General features: G+C 54.6%; 22 protein-coding genes. 14 read left to right on the top strand and 8 right to left on the bottom strand.

Annotation, left to right across the window (positions count from 1 at the left end; genetic code table 11):
- Positions 1-434 precede the first annotated feature (434 nt).
- The 6 genes from P1U47_RS12690 to pilG form a co-directional block, all read right to left on the bottom strand.
- The gene (locus P1U47_RS12690) at positions 435-902 is read right to left on the bottom strand and encodes a hypothetical protein (RefSeq protein WP_301029385.1); all 468 of its coding nucleotides are present in this window, start codon (positions 900-902) and stop codon (positions 435-437) included.
- Entirely contained in the window at positions 899-6322 is a 5424-nt protein-coding gene (locus P1U47_RS12685) for an Hpt domain-containing protein (RefSeq protein WP_301029384.1), read from the bottom strand. Before P1U47_RS12685 ends, P1U47_RS12690 begins: the two co-directional genes overlap by 4 nt.
- Positions 6323-6442: 120 nt before the next feature.
- On the bottom strand, positions 6443-8476 hold the full coding sequence (locus tag P1U47_RS12680) for a methyl-accepting chemotaxis protein (protein WP_301029383.1): 2034 nt from the start codon (positions 8474-8476) through the stop codon (positions 6443-6445).
- A gap of 46 nt (positions 8477-8522) precedes the next feature.
- The gene (locus P1U47_RS12675) at positions 8523-9062 is read right to left on the bottom strand and encodes a chemotaxis protein CheW (RefSeq protein ID WP_301029382.1); all 540 of its coding nucleotides are present in this window, start codon (positions 9060-9062) and stop codon (positions 8523-8525) included.
- A gap of 29 nt (positions 9063-9091) precedes the next feature.
- Positions 9092-9454 carry a twitching motility response regulator PilH gene (gene pilH / locus P1U47_RS12670; RefSeq protein WP_301029380.1) on the bottom strand — a complete coding sequence of 121 codons (363 nt, stop codon included), beginning with the start codon at positions 9452-9454 and terminating at the stop codon, positions 9092-9094.
- Positions 9455-9553: 99 nt separating this feature from the next.
- Positions 9554-9949, bottom strand: coding sequence for a twitching motility response regulator PilG (pilG, locus tag P1U47_RS12665; RefSeq protein ID WP_301029378.1), 396 nt, complete (start codon positions 9947-9949; stop codon positions 9554-9556).
- 246 nt (positions 9950-10195) lie between these two features.
- On the opposite strand from pilG, the gene gshB reads away from it, so the two are divergent.
- The 4 genes from gshB (at position 10196) to ruvX (ending at position 13117) form a co-directional block, all read left to right on the top strand.
- Positions 10196-11155, top strand: a complete 960-nt coding sequence (gene gshB / locus P1U47_RS12660; RefSeq protein WP_301029377.1) for a glutathione synthase — start codon at positions 10196-10198, stop codon at positions 11153-11155.
- Positions 11155-12036, top strand: a complete 882-nt coding sequence (locus P1U47_RS12655) for an energy transducer TonB (RefSeq protein ID WP_301029376.1) — start codon at positions 11155-11157, stop codon at positions 12034-12036. The genes gshB and P1U47_RS12655 overlap by 1 nt, the downstream gene beginning before the upstream one ends.
- Positions 12037-12103: 67 nt before the next feature.
- Positions 12104-12673, top strand: a complete 570-nt coding sequence (locus P1U47_RS12650; RefSeq protein ID WP_301029375.1) for a YqgE/AlgH family protein — start codon at positions 12104-12106, stop codon at positions 12671-12673.
- Positions 12674-12688: 15 nt separating this feature from the next.
- Positions 12689-13117 (top strand): Holliday junction resolvase RuvX, encoded by a 429-nt coding sequence (gene ruvX, locus P1U47_RS12645; RefSeq protein WP_301029373.1) that lies wholly within the window; start codon positions 12689-12691, stop codon positions 13115-13117.
- Between the two features lie 34 nt (positions 13118-13151).
- Here the strand turns inward: ruvX and P1U47_RS12640 are convergent, their stop codons facing one another.
- A complete protein-coding gene (locus tag P1U47_RS12640; RefSeq protein ID WP_301029372.1) occupies positions 13152-14318 on the bottom strand; it encodes a PilT/PilU family type 4a pilus ATPase in 1167 nt (388 codons plus the stop codon).
- Positions 14319-14355: 37 nt separating this feature from the next.
- Entirely contained in the window at positions 14356-15390 is a 1035-nt protein-coding gene (locus tag P1U47_RS12635) for a type IV pilus twitching motility protein PilT (RefSeq protein ID WP_301029371.1), read from the bottom strand.
- Positions 15391-15574: 184 nt separating this feature from the next.
- On the opposite strand from P1U47_RS12635, the gene P1U47_RS12630 reads away from it, so the two are divergent.
- The 10 genes from P1U47_RS12630 (at position 15575) to P1U47_RS12585 (ending at position 23413) form a co-directional block, all read left to right on the top strand.
- Positions 15575-16288, top strand: coding sequence for a YggS family pyridoxal phosphate-dependent enzyme (locus P1U47_RS12630; RefSeq protein WP_301029369.1), 714 nt, complete (start codon positions 15575-15577; stop codon positions 16286-16288).
- A gap of 120 nt (positions 16289-16408) precedes the next feature.
- Positions 16409-17227 carry a pyrroline-5-carboxylate reductase gene (proC, locus tag P1U47_RS12625; RefSeq protein WP_301029368.1) on the top strand — a complete coding sequence of 273 codons (819 nt, stop codon included), beginning with the start codon at positions 16409-16411 and terminating at the stop codon, positions 17225-17227.
- 6 nt (positions 17228-17233) lie between these two features.
- Positions 17234-17821: a YggT family protein gene (locus P1U47_RS12620; RefSeq protein ID WP_301029366.1), complete on the top strand. Its 588-nt coding sequence runs from the start codon at positions 17234-17236 to the stop codon at positions 17819-17821.
- Positions 17822-17834: 13 nt separating this feature from the next.
- Positions 17835-18155, top strand: a complete 321-nt coding sequence (locus tag P1U47_RS12615) for a DUF167 family protein (RefSeq protein WP_301029364.1) — start codon at positions 17835-17837, stop codon at positions 18153-18155.
- Positions 18156-18163: 8 nt separating this feature from the next.
- A complete protein-coding gene (locus P1U47_RS12610) occupies positions 18164-19327 on the top strand; it encodes a homoserine O-acetyltransferase (protein WP_301029363.1) in 1164 nt (387 codons plus the stop codon).
- Complete coding sequence (gene metW, locus P1U47_RS12605) at positions 19317-19907, top strand: methionine biosynthesis protein MetW (RefSeq protein WP_301029362.1); 591 nt, start codon at positions 19317-19319, stop codon at positions 19905-19907. The genes P1U47_RS12610 and metW overlap by 11 nt, the downstream gene beginning before the upstream one ends.
- Before the next feature lie 37 nt (positions 19908-19944).
- Positions 19945-20418: a DUF4426 domain-containing protein gene (locus P1U47_RS12600; protein ID WP_301029360.1), complete on the top strand. Its 474-nt coding sequence runs from the start codon at positions 19945-19947 to the stop codon at positions 20416-20418.
- Between the two features lie 13 nt (positions 20419-20431).
- A complete protein-coding gene (gene rdgB / locus P1U47_RS12595) occupies positions 20432-21055 on the top strand; it encodes an RdgB/HAM1 family non-canonical purine NTP pyrophosphatase (RefSeq protein WP_301029358.1) in 624 nt (207 codons plus the stop codon).
- The gene (locus tag P1U47_RS12590; RefSeq protein ID WP_301029357.1) at positions 21055-21723 is read left to right on the top strand and encodes a 2Fe-2S iron-sulfur cluster binding domain-containing protein; all 669 of its coding nucleotides are present in this window, start codon (positions 21055-21057) and stop codon (positions 21721-21723) included. Before rdgB ends, P1U47_RS12590 begins: the two co-directional genes overlap by 1 nt.
- Before the next feature lie 52 nt (positions 21724-21775).
- A complete protein-coding gene (locus P1U47_RS12585; protein WP_301029356.1) occupies positions 21776-23413 on the top strand; it encodes a TIGR03545 family protein in 1638 nt (545 codons plus the stop codon).
- The last annotated feature ends 174 nt before the right edge of the window (positions 23414-23587 follow it).

Genomic DNA, 23587 nt, shown 5'->3' with positions numbered 1-23587 from the left:
TCACTATGGACGCCTTACCTCGTCATTCTGAACGCCCTACTTCGTCATTCTGAACTTGATTCAGAATCTGGCGCTACGAAGCTCCATGGGTGCCGCCCAATGAGATACCGGATCAAGTCCGGTATGACATCTTTTTAAAGTCCGGTACGACGGAATGTTGGAGCGGGTATGACGTATAGGACTGCCGTTCTGAATTCATTTACGGCTCGGGGCTGGTATGACATGAGAGGCCGTCATTCTGAACGCCCTACCTCGTCATTCTGAACTTGATTCAGAATCTGGCGCTACGAAGCTCCATTGGTGCCGCCCAGTGAGATACCGGATCAAGTCCGGTATGACGAGATATTGCAGTCCGTGCCACACAACAAAGGCCGTCAATATGAACACCCTACCTCGCCATTCTGAACGCCCTACCTCGTCATTCTGAACTTGATTCAGAATACCGCTAAGCCCTCGATAATTTGACGCTCCATATAATCCCAATTGGGAATCAGCAGCGGCTGTTCCTGCACGCTAACCACGCTGTGAATCAGCGCGTGAGGCGGCGCTTCGACCGGCTCTAAATCGGCACTAATTAAACGCTCAATACGCGGCATACCGCTCAGCGCCACCGCAAAAAAAGGCAGCGTATCGCGGTGGCCAATACCATGGAGTACCGCAACATGACGAATTTCAATACCGTCAGGCAGCACGCCATCGCGCAGGCCTTCAAAGCTAAATACCGGAATATCCTGATTTCGCCACGACAAAGTGCCCAATAAAAATGGCGAGGAAATAGCCGAGTTAAGCCGCCCTGCAATCGTCACCTCGGCCACCGTTGCATTGGGTACCAGCAGCGCACCGCCCAACAGCGGCAATACAATATTGGCTAATACTGAGGATGTACTCGCTACGCTCTTCATACGTTCACCACTGCAGAGGTGGCATCATCAATTGCCTTTAACAACTGCATTTCTTGGTAGGGCTTGCCAAGGAAGTTATGGACGCCAAGGGCAAACGCCCGCTGGCGGTGTTTTTGGCCGGTGCGCGAGCTAATCATAATAATTGGAATGTCTTTTAAGCGCGGATTGCTGCGCACCCGACTCACCACTTCAAAACCATCCATACGCGGCATTTCAATATCCAGCAAAATAACATCGGGGAGGCGCTCACTGTCTTGCAGCTGATTCACCGCATCCAGACCATCGCGGGCCAGCGCCACTTCCATATGCTGGCGAGCCAGCAGGCGCGAAGTTACTTTGCGCACCGTTACCGAATCGTCGACCACCATCACCAGGCGCGTATTTGCCTGCGCGATTTGCGCCGGCTGCTCAGTTTTATCGGCCAGCAATTGCCGCGCGGTATCCGCGCGAATACTCGCCAACATATCCAAAATCACTACCACACTACCGTCGCCCAATACGGTTGCGCCAGACAAACCCGGCACCGCGGCAAATTGCGGGCCCAAGGTTTTTACCACCACTTCGCGGGAGCCCAGCAGGGAATCGACCTGTACTGCCGTGCCCGGTTCGGCGTTGCGAATTAACAATACCGGACGCGGCTCCACTTGGCCGTCTAAATGCGGCGCCCGAGAGATTCCCAGCAAATGCCCTAAATAGCGCAATTTATATTGCTGGCCTGCGTATTCAAAGTCTGGGCCGCCATCTTGGTAATACACGTCGAGCTCGTAGGGGCTAACCCGCACAATGCCTTCGATATTATTGAGGGGCACCGCAAATATCTCGCCGCCCACACTCACCATTAGGGCTCGGTTTACCGATACCGTAAAGGGCAGGCGAATTTCAAAGCGCGAACCCTGGCCGCGACTGGTTTGAATATCAATGGCGCCGCCCAGCTGTTTGATCTCGCTGCGTACCACATCCATACCCACCCCGCGACCAGATATTTGGGTGACATTACTCGCGGTACTAAAACCGGCGTGGAAAATGTATTCCAACAACTGCCGCTCGCTGAGTTCCGCGTCGGCGCTAATTAGGCCCAAGCCCTCGGCCTTGGTGCGCACCGCCTCTAGATTGATACCTGCACCGTCGTCGCTAATTACAATCACCACGTCACCGCCTTGGCGGTCAAAGCGCATGGTAATTTCACCCACATCGGGCTTGTCGGCGGCGCGGCGCTCGGCCTGCGACTCAATACCGTGATCAACCGCGTTGCGCAGCATATGCTCAAGGGCGGGAATAATCCGCTCTAGCACCCTGCGGTCCATCTCGCCTTCGGCGTTATACACTTTAAAATCGACGGGTTTATCTAACTCGGCGCCCAACTGCCGCACCCCGCGCCGCAAACGCGGCACCATGCGCGCAAAGTGAACCATCTGCGAGCGCATCAAGCCCTCTTGCAGCTCGGTATTAACCCGCGATTGCTGCACCAACAGGGTTTCCATGTCGCGGCTTTTTTCTACGAGGGTGCCGCGCAAATCGGTGAGATCCGATGCCGACTCCAGCAGCGAGCGCGATAATTGCTGCAGCTGGGAGTAGCGGTCAAATTCCAGCGGATCGAAACCGTCGGCGCCTTCGCTCTCCACCTGTTCTTGGCGAAAAATAATCTGCGCCTCGGTTTCCAGATCCAAGCGCCGCACCTGTTCTTGAAGGCGCTCAACGGTAATTTCCATTTCTTCCAGCGAGTAGTGAATTTCACTGACCTGCTCTTCAACTCGGCCGCGCGCAATCGAGGTTTCACCGGCAAGGTTAATCAAGCGCTCGAGCAGCGGCGAGGGCACCTTGATCATTTCTTGGGGCCCGCGGCCCCCCGCTGCCGCTAAAGTATTTTGCGGTTCGTCGACAAAACTTGGGGGGCGACCGTCGCCATGCGCTGGCAATAAGCCCGCAACGCGGTTCAGCACGTCCTCATCGCTGACTTGCTCGCTATCTGAGCCACCCTCTTGATTTAAACCTTCGGTGGCCGGTGTTTCAAATTGCGGTTCAAGCTCAGCGGTAGGTGCTGCTAGCTCTGCAACATGACTCACCAAGCGATCTTGGAAAGCCTGCACACTATTATAAAATGCGTCGGCATTGGTGCTTTCCGCCATCAGGGCGGTGGCAATCGCTGTTTCAAATTCGTGACTGAGATCGCCAAGCGCCGTCATGCCCGACAGCCGCGCACCGCCCTTAAGGGTGTGTAAATGGCGTTGAATATCATCTAACTGGCGCTGGTCTTCGCGGTTTTCTGAGAAGCGGTGAATCGACTCGTCCATGCTCTCGAGCAGATCGTGGGCCTCTTCCATGAAAATTTCGATAATCTCGGGGTCAATATCGTCTGCCGAGTAACTCTGCACAGCGGGCGCAACAACCTCGGCTGCCCCAGCGTGGTCGGCCACTTCTGGCTCAGCCATCGGCAACGGTAAATCGATACCGAGTTCAGGCTCTTCAAGGGCAGCAATTGGCGGCTGCGCGTTAACATCAAAGTCGCGGATTTTGTCGATCAAAGTCGAGTTTTCGAGCACCGTTTGCTCACCCGCCAAACGGTTTAAATAATCCATCAACTGGTCTAGGGCGTCATTGAGCAAGGCGATGAAATTGGCCGACACCGGATCTTGGGCGTGGCCCAGCAAAACTTGCATTGCCTGTGCGAGCTCGGCAACGGCCTCGCAATTTATCTCTTCTGCGCGCTGGGCAAACACCCCCAGCACTGGCGCGCAGTCAATTAACTCTGCCGCACTGATATTTTCGGTGGAGTTAAGCACATCGCTCAAGGCCTGAATACTGTCGCTGTTCACCGCTAAGAAGGCGTCCAGAGCACCCGCCGCCAACTCGCCTCGGCTGTCGCGGTCAGAGGAGAATTCCGCCTCGTGAATAAGCTGCACGGCCAGCGCATTAATCCGCGCCACCAGCTCTTTGGGCGTGTGCAACTCGACGTCTGCCGCAGCCGCCAACGCGTCGATCATTCTCCGCACTTGGCGCACCACGTCAGACATCAGTGCAATAAGGCGCTCTTCGGCGGCAACGCGCATCGAACGCAGCTCTTTAACCAAGCCTTCTAGTGGTGTAACCAGCTGGGCAATCGGCCCCACCTCGGCCATTTTCGACGAGCCTTTTAAGGTGTGCAGGGCGCGCTGCACATCGTCGCTTAGGCGCACGGGATAACTGTCTATTGAATCGAGATAGGCCTCAAGCACCCGTAAATGGGTGTCGGCTTCGCCAACAAAAACCGCCGTTAAACCGTCGTCATTTCCCTTGGCCAGTTTCGGCGACTGGGCCTCGGTAAGTGCAGCGGCTTGGCTCATCAACTCTGCCACCCCTAGCGCGCCGTTCACCCCTTCGCTAGGCACCTCGCGGCCATCGGCCAGCTCGGCCGTCATACTGGGCAGCAACTCGATCACTTTGTCTATCAGCTGTAGCCGCGCTTCATCAATAACAAAGCGACCATCAACCACCTTGTTTAGCATCGCCTCAATCGACCACGCCAACTCGGCCAATTGACTGGCGCCGACCATACGGCCACTGCCCTTTAGGGTGTGAAAAGCACGGCGCACCGTCGCCAGATAAGTCTCAGAACCAAAATTTATCCACCATTGGGGCAGGGTTTCATGTAGCTCTGCCAGCACTTCTTCGGCCTCTTCCAAAAACACGTCGAGAATGTCTGGATCGAGCTCAAAAAGGCGGTCGCCAATCGGCGCCTCTGCAACAAGGGATTCATTATGCTCTGCTACATCTGGCTTCGCTGCTGGCCATGGAATAACCGTAGCCGAGGCCGCCACATTCTGGTCTGCGGCAACGGGATACCCCAAGCGCGCCACACCGGCCTGCGCGTCAGCCAATAATCCTTCATCGGCATATTGGCGGCCTTTGGCGCTGCGCTCCAAATAATAATCTATCGCAGTTAAGGCATCGGCAAGGGCATCTAACATTTGCCATTCTGGCGCGGTATCGCCAATTAAAATTTCGCCGCTAATATAGTCTGCACAGCTTTCAAGAACCCCTGCCGGCTCGGCAAAATCGGCTTTTATCAGTGCTGCTGCCAGCTCGCGCAAACGCGATGGCACCCGCTCTAAATAAGAACGCTGCCACTGCTCTGCAACGTAAACGACAATAGCATCTTGCGTCTCAAACAATACTTGGCGACTGTCTGCCGCCACCTGCAGCGCGTCCGTGGCCAGCTCGGCGTCGAGCGGTTCGCTACTTGGATTTAAATCGGCGGGCTTAAGCGCCAAACGCTCGGCCAGCCGCAATAGCGCATTTACTAAACTTTGCTTATCGCCAATATTTACGCCCTTGCCCAAAATATCGGCAACCGCACGCAGTGAGTACAGCGGCTCGACTAATCCCAGCACGGCCAAAGTATCGCTTAATTGTTTGCAGCGCAGACGCACCTCGGCGAGATCCGCAGAACCCGCTAACATATCGGCGGCGGCGCGCAACTCACGCGCAACTGCCGCCCGCGTCGCGCTGGCAAATTGCTCGTCAGTGGTTACCGCTGGGTTATTTGCTGTGCCAAGGTCGCTAAAAATACCCTGCAGCGCATGGCGCTCTGCAGCCGCGCTAATTGAACGCGACGCCGCCGTACTGCTGGCAACATAAAACAAAATATCTTTAAGTAACGATATTGAAACGGCGCGTTCGCAAGCCGACGACCCCTGCGTTACAAATAACGCCAATTCGCTTTCTAAACGTTTTAATAGATTTTGCACCGCATAGTGCATGGCGATGGAATCGTTGGCCAAACCCTCAATAAGGGCCAGCGCCGCCCGCCATAAAACCTGCTGCTCTCGCCCCGAACACAGCTTGGCAGCCCGCCCGCAAACTTTGCCCAAATAAACTAAATTTTGGGCGTCTTCGCCACCGCGCAAATAGGCGGCCATGGCTATTTGATACATTTTCAAAAGTTTGGCGGCCAACTCCAAAAAGGTCGCCTCGGCCTGCACCGGACTCGGCTCACCCGCATCAACGGCAAGATCAAGCCTAGGATTAAAGAGCGCCGATGAAGAGAGTAATGGCTGGCCCAGCGCGGCGCGCAGATCATTAAAGATAATAATTAAAGACGCCGGCAAATCCCGACCAGAGTTGCTAAGGCGCTGTAAATAAGCCGGCAGTTCTTCGGCGCTAGACAACACCGCCTGCACCAAGGCTTCTTGAGACTCGGGCATGCTGCCGTCGAGCAGCGACAGCAGTGCCATTTCCATTTCTTCCAGCAGCAGTGCGGGGCCGCTGAACTCGATCATACGCAAACTACCCTGCACTTGGTGCAGGAGCGCCGCAGCGCGGGCAAGGGATTCGTGGTTCCCATCACGCAGCACGCCATTTAATAGTACTACGCACTGCCCTAGGGATTCGGCTATTTCACCGGCAACCCACTCCAGCGCGATATAATCTCGGCGATCAGTCATGTAATTCAACTCTGAATTTCTGTGCCCACCTGATCCCGATGGGCCAATACACCGGCCTGCCACCGCCATAACAAGAATGCAAACAAGCTCGCTCTACTATGCTCACAGTGGCCAAAGCGGCTATGCCTGTTGCTCTGGCAAGGTAAAGCCGGCTACCGAGCTGCGCAAATCGTTGGTCATTTCTGCCAGCGCGCCAATCGAGCGGGCCGTTTCGGTAGACCCCGCCGAGGTTTGCGAGGTAATTTCTTGAATAACCCGCATGGTGGACGAAATTTGCCCCGCCGAGCTTGCCTGATCGGCAGCGGCGCTGGAGATGTTTTCAATCAGCTCGGCCAGTTCCTGAGATACCGCCTCAATTTGCGTCAAGGCCGCGCCCGCGTCTTGGGCCAAGCGCGCGCCGCGTACCACCTCAGAGGTGGTTTGCTCCATGGAGATAACCGCTTCGTTGGTGTCGGACTGAATTGTTTTAACCAGTGCTTCAATCTGCTTGGTTGCACCCGACGAGCGCTCTGCAAGGCGCTGAACCTCGTCTGCAACCACCGCGAAACCGCGCCCCGCATCACCCGCCATCGAGGCCTGAATGGCGGCGTTAAGTGCCAAAATATTGGTCTGATCGGCAATGTCGTTAATCAAGGAAACAATGTCGCCGATTTCTTGGCTCGACTCACCCAGACGTTTAATACGCTTGGAGGTTTCCTGAATCTGTTCACGGATATTATCCATGCCCTTGATGGTGTTCTGCACCACTTCGGCGCCGGTGTTGGCGATTGCCACCGAGCGCTGGGCCACCGCCGCCGACTCCCGCGCGTTGGACGAAACGCGGTCGATGGTTAAGGCCATTTCGGTAATCGCCGCCGAGGCGCCGGCAATTTCCTTGGCCTGACTTTCCGAGGCCTGCGCCAAATTCAAGGCAGTAGACTGAGAGTTCTGCGCCGCCGAGGAAACCTGTACCGCGGTTTCATTAATCTGCGATACCAGTACCCGCAATTGGTCGATGGTGTAGTTTATGGAGTCGGCGATGGCGCCGGTAAAATCCTCGGTTACCGTGGCCGAGGTCGTCAAATCACCGTCGGCGAGATCGGCAAGCTCGTCGAGCAAACGTAAAATAGCGGTTTGGTTGCGCTCATTGGCGTCGGCGGTTTCACGCAAACGCTGGCCGGTGCTGCGCATAGACTGCCAAGCCAATAAACTTAAGCTCACCAGAATTAAGGCCACAAACATCAGCGCGCTGGCCACCGACAGAGGCCGCTGTTCGTCGAGCTTGGCAATAGAGGAGGATAAATTACTGGTCACTTGGGTAATTTGCGGCGCAGTCGCGGCAATCACCGCCGCCGCTTCAGAAGATTTCAAAAGCTCTGGCGAAACCTTAAAAACCTCGGTCATTGAGCCGCTAACCTGCTGGAAGCCCGCCAACATTCCGCCGAGTAATGCCCGCGCGTCTTTGTTGTTAACCTTGTCTACGCCAATGCCACTATTGCCGTCTAACATGCCCTGCAACACCGCGCCAAACTCAGTGGCATCAAGGCGAAACTGCTTTGCGGCCTCTTTTGCCGCATCGGTGCCGCTAATCATTTTGTCAATATTGCGGGCAATACGTTCGGCCAACCAAGACTGCCGCTGGGCAATCACCATCTGCTGCGCAGAGGCGCCATTTTTCAGTAAAATATCGACTAGCTTACTATTATTAAGCTGTAGCTCGGGAAGTAAGGTATTCAGCTTTTCGGCAACCTCAAAAAGAAAAACAATGAGCTCCCGGTTACCGACAATGGTGTCTGCCGCGTTGTTAACCTCAGCCCACAAGCGATTGAGTTCCTCTACGTCTGCGCCCAGCATTGCAGCGGGTGACGGCAGGCTTTTGGTGCCATCTACCAATTGGCTGCGCGCCGTTTCAAAATTGCGCTGGGCCCGCGCCATTGAGTCAAACTGACCGGGATCACCCAATGACGCTTGACGAGCATTATTGGCAAGCTGCTGGGCGTAAAGACGCATTTCACTGGTTAATTCAAGATAGCGTTGATCGTTATCGGTGTCCTGCAAAATAATGAAGGTATTAACACCCGCACCAACGAAACCAATTAAAATGAATAATACCAGCACGCTGACCGCGCGGCTGGTTCGCAGCCGTGCCATCGCGCCTTGATTTACTGCTTTCATCTACCTCAACTCCCAGTGCTTAAGCGTATGGTGTGGCTTACCGCGCTTACGCAGCAACCGTATAAAAATTACTATCATTGATTAATTGGTTGGGCCGAAATAAGGCCCAAGAACGATCATTGTGCAAATAACTACCTTGCACATAACTTGCCAAGCTGCGACCACTCATGGCGGAATCGCGGCGATAACTATCAACGGAAAAATGTTGCATGCCAAAGACATCGTCAACAATCAAGCCGATATAAATATCGCCTTTTTCAATCACTAGCACGCGGCGCTGGCGCTGCTCAGTGGTGCGCACCTCGCCGAGATACACCGTTAAATCAATTAGCGGCAATAGGCGGCCACGCACATTGGCCACCCCCCGCACCCAGCTTTTGACACCAGGCAGGCGGGTGGCGGCGGGTTCGGTTAGCACTTCGGCAATATCATCCATTGCCGTTACGCAGTAATGCCCACCGACCAAAAACCCCACCCCGCTCCAGCTTTTTACCACCTTGTCGCGGTCACTGGGCAGGCCGCTAATTTGCGCCCGACAGCGCTGGGATAAGGCCAGTAAATAATCGAAGGATGAGGTGTCAGGCATGCTTGCGTTCACCGTAGTTAATATCGCGCTTAAGTAAGTACGGCATTAATCGCCTTGAGTAGACCTTTACTGTCTACCGGTTTGGTCAAATAGCCCTTGGCGCCTTGGCGCTGTCCCCACAGGCGATCGGTCTCCTGATCTTTAGTGGTCACAATAATTACCGGAATACCGCTGGTTTCTGGGTCTCGGCTCAACTGGCGCGTGGCTTGAAAACCATTGAGACCGGGCATAACAATGTCCATCAAAACCACATCGGGCAATTCCTGACGAGCGAGGGCAAGACCCTGTTCGCCACTTTCGGCAGACAATACCTCATAACCGTTCTTGCTGAGAATTTGCGATATTTTAAAAATTTCTGTCGGCGAATCGTCGACAATTAAAACCCGTGGCATGGTGATTCCCTCGCGAATGCCGCCGAATAACGCGGCATATAACACCGCTCCCTGCCGCTTTTGATTGCGCGGCGCAGTCGACGGTGACAACTCTTAATGTTATTGCGCTTGCGCAATCTGTACATGGGTTTGAATGGCCTCGAGCAACTCGCCCTTGCTAAAAGGCTTGGTCAAATACTGATCCGACCCAACAATGCGGCCTTTTGCTTTGTCGAATAAGCCATCTTTACTCGACAGCATAATCACCGGCGTCGACTTAAATTCGCTATTATTTTTAATTAAGGCGCAGGTTTGGTAGCCGTCTAAGCGCGGCATCATAATATCGACAAATATAATATCGGGTTTGGTATCGGCAATTTTGGCCAATGCATCAAAACCATCAACCGCGGTAACCACCGTGCATCCCTCTTTCGCAAGCAGGGTTTCCGTGGTTCTACGGATGGTCTTGCTGTCATCAATAATCATAACCTTTAAACTAGAGAAGTTGACGCCCATAAATAATGCAAACCTTTTGCAGGTTTCTGTTTACGCACTAACATTCCCTTATATTAAGTGCACGCTGATTCGATTTTTACACGGAATACCGCTCGGCACCATTGCCTAAACAACTGCCGAACGAGCAAAATTGCTTGAACTTACAATAATGCGGTATTTTAACGGTATTCTGTGGGAGCTAATTATTAGCCTAGTAGCACTGCAGAAGAAACCCTTTTCCTCGAAGTTTTCGACATAGGTAACAAAATGACTATTCGCCTAGGCGTGGTGATGGATCCCATTGCACAGATCACGTACAAAAAAGACTCCACCCTGGCCATGCTGTGGGCCGCTGCCGCACGGGACTGGCAAATTTATTACATCACCCTAAACGACCTGTATGTGAGCGCAGGCCAAGCCCGCGCCGCTGCTTGCCCCCTAAAAGTATTTAAAGACCCCGCCCACTTCTACGAGCTTGGCGAGCGTGAAGATATAAGTTTGGGTGAGCTCGACGTCATTTTGATGCGCAAAGACCCGCCGTTCGACAACGAGTTTCTCTACGCCACCCACGTTCTCGAATTGGCCGAAACCCAAGGCGCCTGGGTGGTAAACAAGCCCCAGAGCCTGCGCGACTGCAATGAAAAATTGTTTGCCCTGCAATTTCCACAACTCGGCCCCGTTCACTTGGTGAGCCGCGACCAAAGTCGCCTGCGCGCCTTTCACGCCGAGCACGGCGATGTCATTATGAAACCCCTCGACGGCATGGGCGGCAGCTCCATATTCCGACTGCGGGCCGACGACGCCAATGTTGGGGTGATATTAGAAACCCTCACCAATCATGGCCAAACCACCATTATGGCGCAGGTTTACGTGCCAGAAATTAGCGACGGCGACAAACGCATTTTGCTCATTGACGGCGAAGCCGTGCCCTATTGCTTGGCGCGTATTCCCGCCAAGGGCGAAACTCGCGGCAATTTGGCTGCCGGTGGAACGGGCCGCGCCCAGCCGCTGAGCGACAGCGACCGCCGCATTGCCGCCGAGATTGGCCCCGTGGTGCGCGCCAAGGGCCTGCTATTCGTTGGCTTGGATGTCATTGGCGAATCCCTAACCGAGATCAACGTTACCAGCCCCACCTGTATTCGCGAAATAGACGATCAATTCGGCACCGACATTGGCGGCCAACTGATGGACTGTATCGCCGCCAAACTCGCGGCCGCGGATCGCTAATGGTGAGCAACAGCTTAGTCTTTGCCGAGGAGCCACGCCCACCAGAGCGACTCGGTTTTATTATTGTGCTTGCCACCGCCATGCATTTGGCGGTAATTTTAGGCATTACTTTTGCGCCAGAAAATGCCCGCATCAAACTGCCCAGCCTAGAAATTACCCTCGCCCAATACCGGAGCAAAGACGCCCCCGCTGAAGCCGACTATATTGCCCAATATGACCAAATAGGCAGTGGCACCCTCGACCAAAAGGCCGAGCTGCGCAGTAAATCCGACAGCGCATTTCACGACACCACGCCCAGCGAAGATGCACTTAAACTCGCCAAAAACACCCCGCAAGCTGCGCCAGCACCCGAGCTAAGCACCACTGCAGCGAGCTCGCGCACTACCGCCGCCAGCAGCACCCGCATGGTTTTGCAGCAACAGCAATGGCAGGGCAGCGACAGCAACACCGAATTAAGTGAAAACATTGCCTCCCTAGAGGCTCAGCTCGACCAGCTCAATCAAGCTTACGCGCGCATGCCGCGGCCCAAATTTATTACCTCGGTGGCCACTAAAGGCTCCGCCGACGCCCGCTACCTCAACCGCTGGGAGAAGCGGGTAGAAGACGTTGGTAACGCCAACTACCCCGAAGAGGCCCGCCGCCAAGGCATAGAGGGTGAATTGCGGCTATTGCTAATGCTCATGCCCGATGGCCGCATTGACGAAGTGCGCATTCTCAGCAGCTCGGGCAGCGCCGTGCTCGATCAAGCCGCCCACCGAATTGTGCGCAAAGCCGCCCCCTACGAGGCGATTCCCGCCGATGTGCTCGACGGCAAAAACCGGCTCGGCATCGTCCGCACCTGGCGTTTTGAACGCCAAGGTCTAAAGACCAAGGAAAGCTGATGCCGCTAGGGCTAAGCATTTATGTTAGCGAGCTTGTGTTTGGCTCAACTTCACCCATACTGAGCTTATGAACGAAATCGCCTTCTCCTCATTTAAAAATCACTTTCTCATTGCCCTACCGGCGCTGAGAGACGGAATTTTTACCCATAGCATTACCTACCTTTGCGAACACGATGCCAAGGGGGCGATGGGCATTGTGATCAACCACCCCATCGACATGGAAGTAGACGAAATACTCGAACAATTGGAGATCGACGGCCAAATATTTGAGCACCACGAACCGGTGTTTGCCGGCGGCCCCGTGCACACCGACCGCGGCTTTGTGCTGCACCGCCGCGACCAACAACACTGGGAGGCCAGCATCGAGGTCACCGACACCATTGCCCTGACCACCTCACTGGATATACTCGAGGCCATCGCCCTCAATCGCGGCCCCAGCCAAAGCCTAATAGCGCTGGGCTACGCGGGCTGGGAAGCAGGCCAATTAGAAGAGGAGTTACGGCAAAATACGTGGCTCACCCTACCAGCCAGTGAAGACGTCTTATTTAACGTACCCCCCGCCAAACGCGTCGATGCCGCACTGGCCGCACTTGGCATTAGCTTTGCCCAACTCGGCTCAGACAGCGGCCACGCCTAAGGACAGCAACACCCCATGGTGAACAAACCCCAAACCCTCATCGGCTTCGATTTTGGCCTGCGCTGGATCGGCAGTGCCGTGGGCCAAACCCTAACCAGCACCGCCACCGCGCAATCTGCGGTCACCGCCAAAGACGGTATTCCGCGCTGGGAGGAGATCGACAAGCTGTTCAACATCTGGCAGCCAGACGCCATTGTGGTGGGCCTGCCGCTAAACATGGACGGCAGCAAATCTGAAATGTCGCACCGCGCCCGCAAATTTGGCAATCGCCTGCACGGCCGCTTTGGCCTGCCGGTGCATTTTGCCGACGAGCGCCTGTCGAGCTTTGAGGCCAAGGGCGACATTATCGCCGACAGTGGCTCCAGAGACTTTAAAAGCCAAGGCGTAGACAGCCGCAGCGCGGTGATTATTTTAGAAAGTTGGATGCGAGGTTTAGACGCTTAATTATTAAACACACAGCCCAAAACCCAAGCAGAGACTAACGCCGCCGCCCCACTGTGCCGCCAGATTTCGGGCGGTTATCGTTCTCGTCTTCCTGCATGCGCAGGCCACCGGCCATCGAGTTCATTTTGTCGGGGTCATTGTCGGCGCCTAGCTTAATAAGCAGGCGTAAATCATTGGCCGAGTCGGCGTGGGCAATCGCATCTTGATAGGTAATTTCGCCAGCCAGATACAAGTCGTATAGCGCCTGATCAAAGGTCTGCATGCCCTGCTCGGTGGAATTGCGCATTAAATCTTTAATGCCCGCCACATCGCCCTTGCGAATCAAGTCTGAGGCCAAGGGTGTATTTAAGAGTATTTCGACACAGGCGCGCCGACCTTGACCATCGCGGGTTGGGATTAACTGTTGGGCGATCATCGCCTTTAGGTTTAGCGACAAATCCATCCACAGCTGTGGATGGCGGTCGGCGGGAAAGAAATGAATAATCCGATCCAGTGCTTGGTTGGCGTTATTGGCGTGCAGGGTGCATAAACAGAGGTGGCCGGTTTCGGCAAAGGTAATTGCCTGTTCCATGGCCTCGCGGGTGCGAACCTCGCCAATCATGATGACATCCGGTGCTTGGCGCAGCATGTTTTTTAACGCCACTTCAAAAGACTCGGTATCGATGCCCACCTCGCGCTGGGTAACAATACAGCCGTGATGCTGGTGCACAAATTCGATGGGGTCTTCCACCGTAATAATATGACCCCGCGAATTCTCGTTGCGATGGCCGATCATCGACGCTAGCGAGGTCGACTTACCGGTGCCGGTGGCACCAACAAAAATGATTAGCCCGCGCTTAGTCATCGCCAGCTCTTTCACAATTTCGGGTAGCCCCAATTCATCGCTGGTCGGAATTTTAGTCTCGATGCGGCGCAGCACCATCCCCACCAGATTGCGCTGATAAAACGCGCTTACGCGAAAACGCCCAATACCCCGCGAACTAATCGCAAAATTACACTCTTTGTCGCGCACAAACTCGCGGCGCTGCTGATCGTTCATTACCCCCAGCACCACTTCCCGCGCTTGTTCAGGGCTCAGGGCATTGCTGCTCATGGGAATCATTTGGCCGTTAATTTTAATCGACGGCGCCACCCCCGCGGAAATAAACAAATCCGACGCGCCTTTTTCCTGCATAATTTTTAATAGCTTTTCTATTTCCACTTACACAGTCCCCGGCATGATAGCGCAACGTTCATTATTAAAAGTTTTCCGGAAAGCGCGCTTTTAAGCGTGCGGCGTCGCGGTTGATTAAGCGCTTCGACAACATGGTTTTCAAACACTGATCCATGGTCTGCATACCCAGCGCCGCGCCAGACTGAATTGCCGAGTACATCTGCGCCACCTTGTCTTCGCGAATCAGGTTACGAATCGCAGGGGTGCCAATCATAATTTCGTGGGCCGCCACGCGGCCACCCTCGGGACGCTTGAGCAGAGTCTGGGAGATAACCCCCTGCAAAGACTCCGACAACATTGAGCGAACCATGGATTTCTCATCACCGGGAAACACATCCACCACCCGGTCAATGGTCTTGGCGGCAGAGGTGGTATGCAAGGTGCCAAACACCAAGTGACCGGTTTCTGCTGCGGTGAGCGCTAAGCGAATGGTTTCTAAGTCACGCAATTCGCCAACCAGAATAATGTCTGGGTCTTCACGCAGCGCCGAGCGCAGGGCCTCGTTAAAGCCATGGGTGTCGCGGTGTACTTCGCGCTGGTTGATCAGGCATTTTTTGGATTCGTGAACAAATTCGATAGGATCTTCGATGGTTAAAATATGATCAAATTTATTATCATTAATATAATCGATCATCGCCGCCAAGGTGGTCGATTTACCCGAGCCCGTTGGCCCTGTCACCAGCACCAAGCCCCGCGGTAACATTGAAATATCTTTAAACACTTGGCCCATGCCAAGGTCGTCCATGGACAATACCTTAGAGGGAATCGTCCGAAATACACCGCCCGCACCGCGGTTGTGGTTAAAGGCGTTAACGCGAAAGCGGGCCACACCAGGCACATCAAAGGAGAAATCCGTTTCCAGAAACTCCTCGTAATCGCGACGCTGGCGGTCGTTCATAATTTCATAAATCAGACTGTGAACTTCGCGGTGTTCCAGCGGCGGCAAATTGATGCGCCGCACGTCGCCATCCACACGGATCATCGGTGGTAAACCTGCCGAAAGGTGTAAATCAGACGCATTTTGTTTCGCGCTGAAGGCCAATAATTCGGTAATATCCATGAAATTCCTCAAGCACATCAAAGCAGCGCGCCGCAGATCACATATATAGTAGGCAGACGGCAGCAAAGTCCAAACTTTATAATGCGACGGTGACGCCGCACAACACAATGTTTTTATTCCGTCGCCTTACTATCACTGGCAAGTGGCGACAAAACACGCTCCCCAGCACGGGAATAATCTTTGTATGACAGCAAATAGCACCATCATAGCTAATATAGCAGCGATTCAGGCCCGCATCGCCACGGCGCAGCAACTTTCTAGCCGCCAACCGCCAAGCCCTACTCTAATGGCGGTAAGCAAAACCCGCAGCGCCGCCGAGATTCGCGCAGCCCTACAAGCGGGAATCGAGCATATTGGCGAAAATTATCTGCAAGAGGCCTTGGCCAAACAAATAGAGCTGCACGATCAACACCTTTGCTGGCATTTTATTGGCCCCATTCAAAGCAATAAAACCCGCACCATTGCCGAGCACTTTAGCTGGGTGCACAGCGTAGACCGCGCCAAAATTCTGAGCCGGCTCAACGAGCAGCGCCCTCCGCAGCTTGGCCCGCTCAATATTTGTCTGCAGGTCAATATTAATGGCGAAGCCAGCAAGGCCGGCGCCAGCATTGCCGACATTCCCGCACTGGCGGAACTCGCCCTAAGCCTGCCCCTGCTAAGGCTGCGCGGTTTAATGGCGATTCCCGCCAACACCGACAACCCTAGCCAACAGCGCCGCAATTTTGCCGCGGTGCGCAAACTCTTAAACAGCTTGCGCCAGCGCTTCCCCACTGCGCAATTAGATACCCTGTCGATGGGCATGTCCGGCGACATGGAAGCCGCCATTGCCGAGGGCGCCACCATACTGCGCATTGGCAGCGATATTTTTGGCTCCCGCGCCAGCACAGCGGCCGATTGACAGCGCATTCACTGCCAGTATCAAAACAGGGCTGATATACTGCCGTCGGCACAAACCCTGCCGCCCCGCACGCGGTGTGGCAGCGAGTATCAGCAAACACGGATTAAGGTGGAGAATACAATGCGCATAGGCTTTATCGGCGGCGGCAATATGGCCTCCAGTATTATTGGTGGTTTGGTCGCCAGCGGCTTTGCTGCCGACAACATCTGGGCCAGCGATCCCAACACCGAAAGCTTAGAAAAACTCCGCAACGTCGCGCCGGTTCACACTGGCAGCGATAATCACGCCTTAATTGCCGCCGTCGATATTGTAATTTTGGCGGTGAAACCCCAAATCATGAAAATGGTCGCCAGCGACATCGCCGCCAGTGTGCAAAGCCAGCAGCCGCTGCTTATTACCATTGCCGCCGGTGTTACCAGCAGCAGTTTAGACGGCTGGCTGGGCGGCAATAGCGCCATTGTGCGCTGCATGCCCAACACCCCTGCACTGGTGCGCAGCGGCGCCACTGGGCTGTTTGCCAACGCCAGAGTGAGCGCAGAGCAGCGTCAAGCCGCCGAGCAAATTTTGCAAGCGGTTGGCATTGCCCTGTGGGTAGAACAGGAAGACGAGCTGGACGCCGTTACCGCCGTCTCTGGCAGCGGCCCAGCGTATTTCTTTTTAGTGATGGAAGCCATGCAGGCCGCCGGCATCGACATGGGCCTGAGCCCCGATGTTGCCAAGCAGCTAACCTTGCAAACCGCCCTGGGCGCAGCGCAAATGGCCATAAATAGTGATGTTGATGCCGCCGAGTTGCGCCGTAGGGTAACCTCGCCCAAGGGCACCACCGAGCGCGCCATTAATATATTGCAAGACGGCGGTTTAAGCGCCTTATTCAGCCAAGCATTGGAAGGCGCCCGCCTCCGTGCCGAAGAACTCGCAATTGAACTGGAAGGAGAGTAGCCCCCAATGACTGCGGTCAACGAAATTAGCACGCTATTAATCAACACCCTGGTGAGCCTCGGTATTGCCTTATTTTTGCTGCGCATGATCTTACAGCTGGTGAGGGCCGACTATTACAACCCAATCTCTCAGTTTCTGGTTAAGGTCAGCAACCCCTTGGTATTGCCCCTGCGCAAGATCATTCCCAGTATTGGCAAGGTCGACACCGCCTCGCTATTGCTGGCGATATTAGTACAAGCGGTGGGCATAGCCATACTGTTTCAGATTTACGGCGGCCGGCTGCCCAATATTGGCCAACTGCTAGTTTGGTCAGTTCTGGGGATTTGCAGCGCCCTGCTCAATCTGTATTTCTTTGCCATTATCGGCAATATTATTATGAGCTGGGTTTCTCAAGGTGGCAGCCACCCCGCCGCGCGCCTGCTCTACCAAATTACCGAACCGGTCATGGCGCCGTTTCGCAAATTGCTGCCAGCAATGGGCGGTTTGGATTTGTCGCCGATCTTTGTGTTTTTAATTATTAATGTGCTAGAGGTGCTGCTGCGCCACATGGCCGCCAGCGCCGGCCTGCACCCTGCATTAATAATGGGTCTGTAAGCGGCAACATATTATGGCTCACCCCGATTGCTATCAGTGGCAGGATGGAAATTTAGTTTTATTCTGCCATATTCAGCCCAAGGCTAGCGCCAATGAGTTTGCTGGCCGCCACGGCGAGCGGATCAAAATTAGAATTATGGCCGCGGCCACCGACGGCAAGGCCAACGCCGGTTTAATTGCCTTTGTGGCCACGGAATTTGGGGTAAGCAAGCAGCGCGTAACACTTAGCGCGGGCAGTCAGAGCCGGCAAAAAACACTAAAAATTGAGGGGCCAGTTGCAATTCCCGAGGCCTTGACCAACATCGTAGTAGCAGAGCTAGCACAACAAGGATAACGGTCTAAATGACACCAGAACAAAATGACAGCGTCGGCATTGTGGTGCCCCAAACCCTGCATTTCGATCAGCCACTCACCTTGGCCTGCGGCCGTGCGCTCCCGAAACACGATATTGTTTATGAAACCTATGGCAGCCTCAACGCCGACAAATCGAATGGCATTTTAATTTGCCACGCCCTGAGCGGCCATCATCACGCAGCGGGTATTCATCACGCCGACGACCGCAAACCCGGCTGGTGGGACAGCTGTATTGGCCCCGGCAAGCCCATCGACACCAATGTGTTTTTTGTATTGAGCATAAACAATATTGGCGGCTGCAATGGTTCCACCGGCCCCACCGCCATTAACCCCGACACCGGCAAACCCTGGGGGCCAGATTTTCCGCCGCTGCGCTGCCGCGACTGGGTAGAAAGCCAATACCTAATGATGCAGCACTTTGGCATAAGCCAGTGGGCGGCCATTATTGGCGGCAGTCTTGGCGGCATGCAGGCCATGCGCTGGGCGCTAGAATACCCCGACGCCATGCGCCACTGCATTGTGATTGCCTCGGCCATGAAGCTGTCGGCCCAGAATATTGCCTTTAATGAGATTGCCCGTCGCGCCATTACCTCAGATCCCAATTTCTTTGAGGGCCGCTACTTGGAGCACAACACCCTGCCCCGTCAGGGCTTGGCACTGGCGCGCATGGTTGGCCATATTACCTATTTGTCTGAAGACGGCATGAAGCAAAAATTTGGTCGCGAGCTTAAAACCGGCAACCTCAACTTAGGCTCGGGGTCAGACAGCGATGTGGAGTTTGAGGTAGAGAGTTATTTGCGCTATCAGGGCGAGGCGTTTTCTGGCAGCTTCGACGCCAACACCTACCTGCTCATGACCAAGGCGCTGGATTACTACGACTTGGCCCGAGAGTATAACGACGACCCAGTGCAGGCCTTTAGTCACGCCAAGTGCGCGTTTATGGTGATTTCGTTTACCACCGACTGGCGCTTTGCCCCAGCCCGCTCGCGGGAGATAGTTGACGCGCTGGTCGCCGCCAATAAATCGGTGAGCTATGCCCAGATTGAAGCCGACCACGGCCACGATGCCTTTTTAATCCCGATTCCCCGCTATATGGATGTCTTTCACGCCTATATGAAACGCCTTAAACAGGAGCTTGGCCATGCGCTTTGACCTCACCCTGATTCAGCCGTGGATTAACGAAGGCGCCCGCGTGCTCGACCTTGGCTGTGGCGACGGCACACTGTTAGCCACCCTTGCCGAGCAAAAGAATGTGTCGGGAATTGGTCTAGAGATCGACCCTGCCAATATCACCCTCGCCCTCGCCAAGGGCGTGAACGTGATTGAGCACGACCTCAACGTGGGTCTGGGCAATTTTCGCGACAACAGCTTCGATATGGTGGTGATGACCCTCGCCCTGCAAACTTTGCGTTTCCCGCATTTGGTCATTGACGAAATGCTGCGCGTGGGCCGCGAGTGCATTGTGACCTTCCCCAATTTTGGTCACTGGCGCAGCCGCTGGTATTTGGGCCAGCGCGGTAAAATGCCAGTATCTAAATTTTTGCCCTACACTTGGTACGACACCCCCAATATTCACTTTTGTACGGTGAAAGACTTTGAAGCGCTGTGTACCGACAAGAATATTCGCATTCTGAATAGCGCGGTGATTGGCGCCGACAACAATCAAAACGCCATCGCCGATCGTTTTCCAAACTTACTTGGCGTTACCGCGGTTTACCACATTAGTAAATGAGCCGCCCATTACCGTATTTAACATAGAGTATTTGAATATGAATTTTGCATATCGCTTGTTAACCGCCGTTGGACTTGGCTTGCTGCTCAGCGTTAGCGCTGCGAGCCAAGCCCAAGAACATGAAGCCCCGCCAGTGACCGAAACCAGCAAGCAATTTGGCGACGACACTGTTCACTTCAGCGTGCTGAACAGCAGTTTTCTCAGCCCCAAAATTGCCCGCAGCTACGGCATAGTGCGGGGCAAGAATAAATTTCTAATCAATATTGCCGTGCGCCGCCAAGCGGGCACCACTACTGCGGCACTGCGCGCCCAAGTCAGCGGCAGCCAATCTGATCTTATTCACCGCACACCGCTGGAGTTTCGCGAAATTATTGAGCAAGACGCCATCTACTATATTGCCGAATTTGCCATTAGCAATGACGAGCGCAGAGACTTTCGCCTGCAGGTCAGCGTCGACGACAAACCCAGCTACGATATTCAATTTAATAAAATGCTCTACGTAGACAAGTAAGGAAACCGCCGCCATGCCAAACAGCCAGCCCGTAAACCACATAGTGGTGCTCGCCAGCGGCAATCGCGGCAAACTTCAGGAGCTGAACGATCTGTTTAGCGGGCTCGGCATAGCGCTGCGCAGCCAAGCCGACTACGACGTTATTGAGGCCGAGGAAACCGGCCTGAGCTTTATAGAAAACGCCATATTAAAGGCGCGCAATGCCGCCCGCCAAAGTGGCTGCCCAGCGCTGGCCGACGACTCCGGCCTATGTGTAGACGCCCTTGGCGGCGCGCCAGGTATTTACTCCGCCCGCTACGCCGGTAGTGATGCCAACGATGCCAATAATAACGCCAAGCTCCTGTCCGAACTGGCCGGCAACACGCAGCGCGGCGCCCACTTTCACTGCGCGCTGGCCTTTGTGCGCCACGCCAACGACCCCGCGCCCATTGTGTGCGAAGGCCTGTGGCAGGGCAGCATTCTTGAGCAAACTCGCGGCGACAATGGCTTTGGCTACGACCCCTTGTTTTTAATTCCTGCGCTGGGCCTATGCTCAGCCGAACTCAACAAAGCCGACAAAAACAAAATTAGCCACCGCGCCCTCGCCCTGCAGCAATTAGTGCCGCGCCTGCAAGCGGAATACTTGGCCAACCGCTAATGAGCACGCTGAGCCTAACGGTGGCTGACACCGCGCTCAGCCTAAACATTAACGACCGCGACAACCTACTAAACCAATGCCTTGCTGCCGGCCTGCCCGTGGCCCGCAGCTGTCGCAACGGCAATTGTGGACGCTGCGACTGCCAGCTAGAATTCGGCCACGTCCAATTGCGCAACGGCCAACTCGTCACCGCCCCCGCCACTATCGCGCTGTGTGTTAGCCATGCCCGCAGCCCTATTGGCCTAAACCAACTGCCCCTCGCCAGCCCGCCCCAACACTGGCGCTGCCAAGGCCTTGGCCCCCAGCAATTACAACTACCCGCTGGGCGACAAACACCCCCCAATATTGGCGATAAAGTTGCGCTGCTGTTTAGCGCCACCGTAACCATCAATAGCGTGGCCGCCGTCAATGGCCGCGTGATTAGCCTGCAAGATCACTGCGCCCACATCGCCAGCCATATCCAAAATCAAGATGGCATTGGCCTGCTCAATATTGACAGTGAGCACCACGGTAACTTTGTTCTGTGGCACAGTTATAAACATTGCCAAACCCTGCTGTGGCCAAACATAAACCAAAGCACCGGCCTCGCCGCGCAGGCCGCTTACCGCCACGGCGGCAGCATTGGCCACTATCAATTACGCGCCCAGCCACCTACACTAAGCGACTAATTTTTAAAGCTTATTACCCTAAATAAACACCCACAAACTTGGAGACACAGGCATGTTCAAATGGATACTTCGCGGCGTTCTCGCCCTGCTGGCGGTCATCGTGATTGCCGTGGTGTTCGCGCTCGAACCCATCGCCAAATTTATGATTGAACATGAAGGCAGCAAACAAGTTGGCGCGAAAGTGAACGTCGACAGTGTCGATATTCAGTTCTACCCCACCCACGTTGCCCTGCATGGCCTCACCGTGGCCAATCCCCAAGAACCCATGCGCAATTTGCTGCAAAGCGAAACCGTATCTGCCGATGTCGACAGCAAAGCCCTGCTAAAAATGCAGTTTATTGCCGATCAGGTATTGCTGTCTGGCCTGCAAATGTACACCGAGCGCAGCACTCCCGGCACCTTAGACGGCAAGATGCCGCCGCCAAAACCCGAGAGCGACAGCGCCCTACCGGGCATAAGCCTGCCCGACCCCAGCGCGCTACTGGCCGAAGAACAAGCCACTATTCAAGCCGAATTCGATTCGATTCAAACAGGCTTTAGCAACATTGAAAGCCGCTGGCAGACCAAAACCGCCGAACTGCCCGAACAAGCGCAATTAGACGCCTACCAACAGCGCTGGCAGGAACTCAAACAAAAGAACATCATCGAGCGGATTGCCGGCGCAAAAAAATTGCGCGACGACATAAAAGACGATCTCAAACAATTTAAAACCCTAAACGAAGACCTAAAAACCGATTCTGCCGAAGCAAAAAGTCTGAGTTTGCGCGCCGCCAATTTGCCCGCCGACCAATCCAAGCGCATGCTCTCTAAATACGGACTCGACCAAGGCAGCGAAGGCATGCTGCGCTTTTTGCTGGGCGACGAAGTAAACACCTTTGTGCAGCGCGGCCTAAGCCTCTACCAAGAAACCATGGGCAATATGGCCGAGAAAGAAGCCGCGCCCGCAGAAGCACCAAGCGAACTGCCGGTCAAACTCCTTGTTCGCCAAATTCTTATCGACGGCTACCAAGTAATTGGTGGTGAAAAACTGGCCTACTCAGGCGAAATCAACGACGTTACCGACCAGCAAGACTACTGGAACAAACCCATCACCATGGCCCTGCGCGGCGGCATGGAACAGAAATCGCAACTCGTCATCGACGGCGTATTCGACCAGCGCAACAACACCCTAAAAAGCGTGTTCAATATGGCCTTAAAACAACTCGCGCTATCTGGCGTCTCGCTGTCGCAAAGCCCAGACCTGCCCCTGCAACTTGAGAAAGGCATCGCCGATATCGCCGCCAACTTCTCCATCAACGGCGACACCCTTAAAGGCTCAGCCAAAGGCCTAGTCAACCAAGCCAAACTGCTAGTTGCCAACGCCGCCGCAGACAACAAAACCGCCAAACTACTCGCCGCCGCGCTGGAAGACGTCAGCAGATTAGTAATGGACCTGAGCGTAAACGGCACCGTTAATGAACCCGCCATCAAACTCAAATCCAACCTTGATAGTATTCTGGGCGACGTACTTGGCGCCGAACTCAAAGCCAAACTCAGCGAAGTAGAAGACGAATTAAAAACCAAACTCAGCAGCGACTACGGCCCCCAAATCGGCAAGCTCCAAGAACAACAAAATGTACTTAATCAATACAAAGACCTACTAGGCGACCGCGAAGCAGCCCTGCAAGCCCTGATGAAGGAAATGATGTAAGCGCCGCGCTTGCCGTCATACCCGACTCTATAAAACCGCCATACCGGACTTAAAAAGCTGCGTCATACCGGACTCGATCCGGTATCTCAGCGGGCGGCACCCAACTAGCTTCGTAGCGACAGATTCTGAATCAAGTTCAGAATGACTACGTTGCAAGCCCCGAGTGACAGCCTA

The sequence above is a fragment of the Zhongshania sp. genome (assembly GCF_029212375.1).
Taxonomy (GTDB): domain Bacteria; phylum Pseudomonadota; class Gammaproteobacteria; order Pseudomonadales; family Spongiibacteraceae; genus Spongiibacter.
The sequence above is the reverse complement of the archived record's forward strand: the minus strand, read 5'-3'. Positions and strand labels throughout refer to the sequence as shown.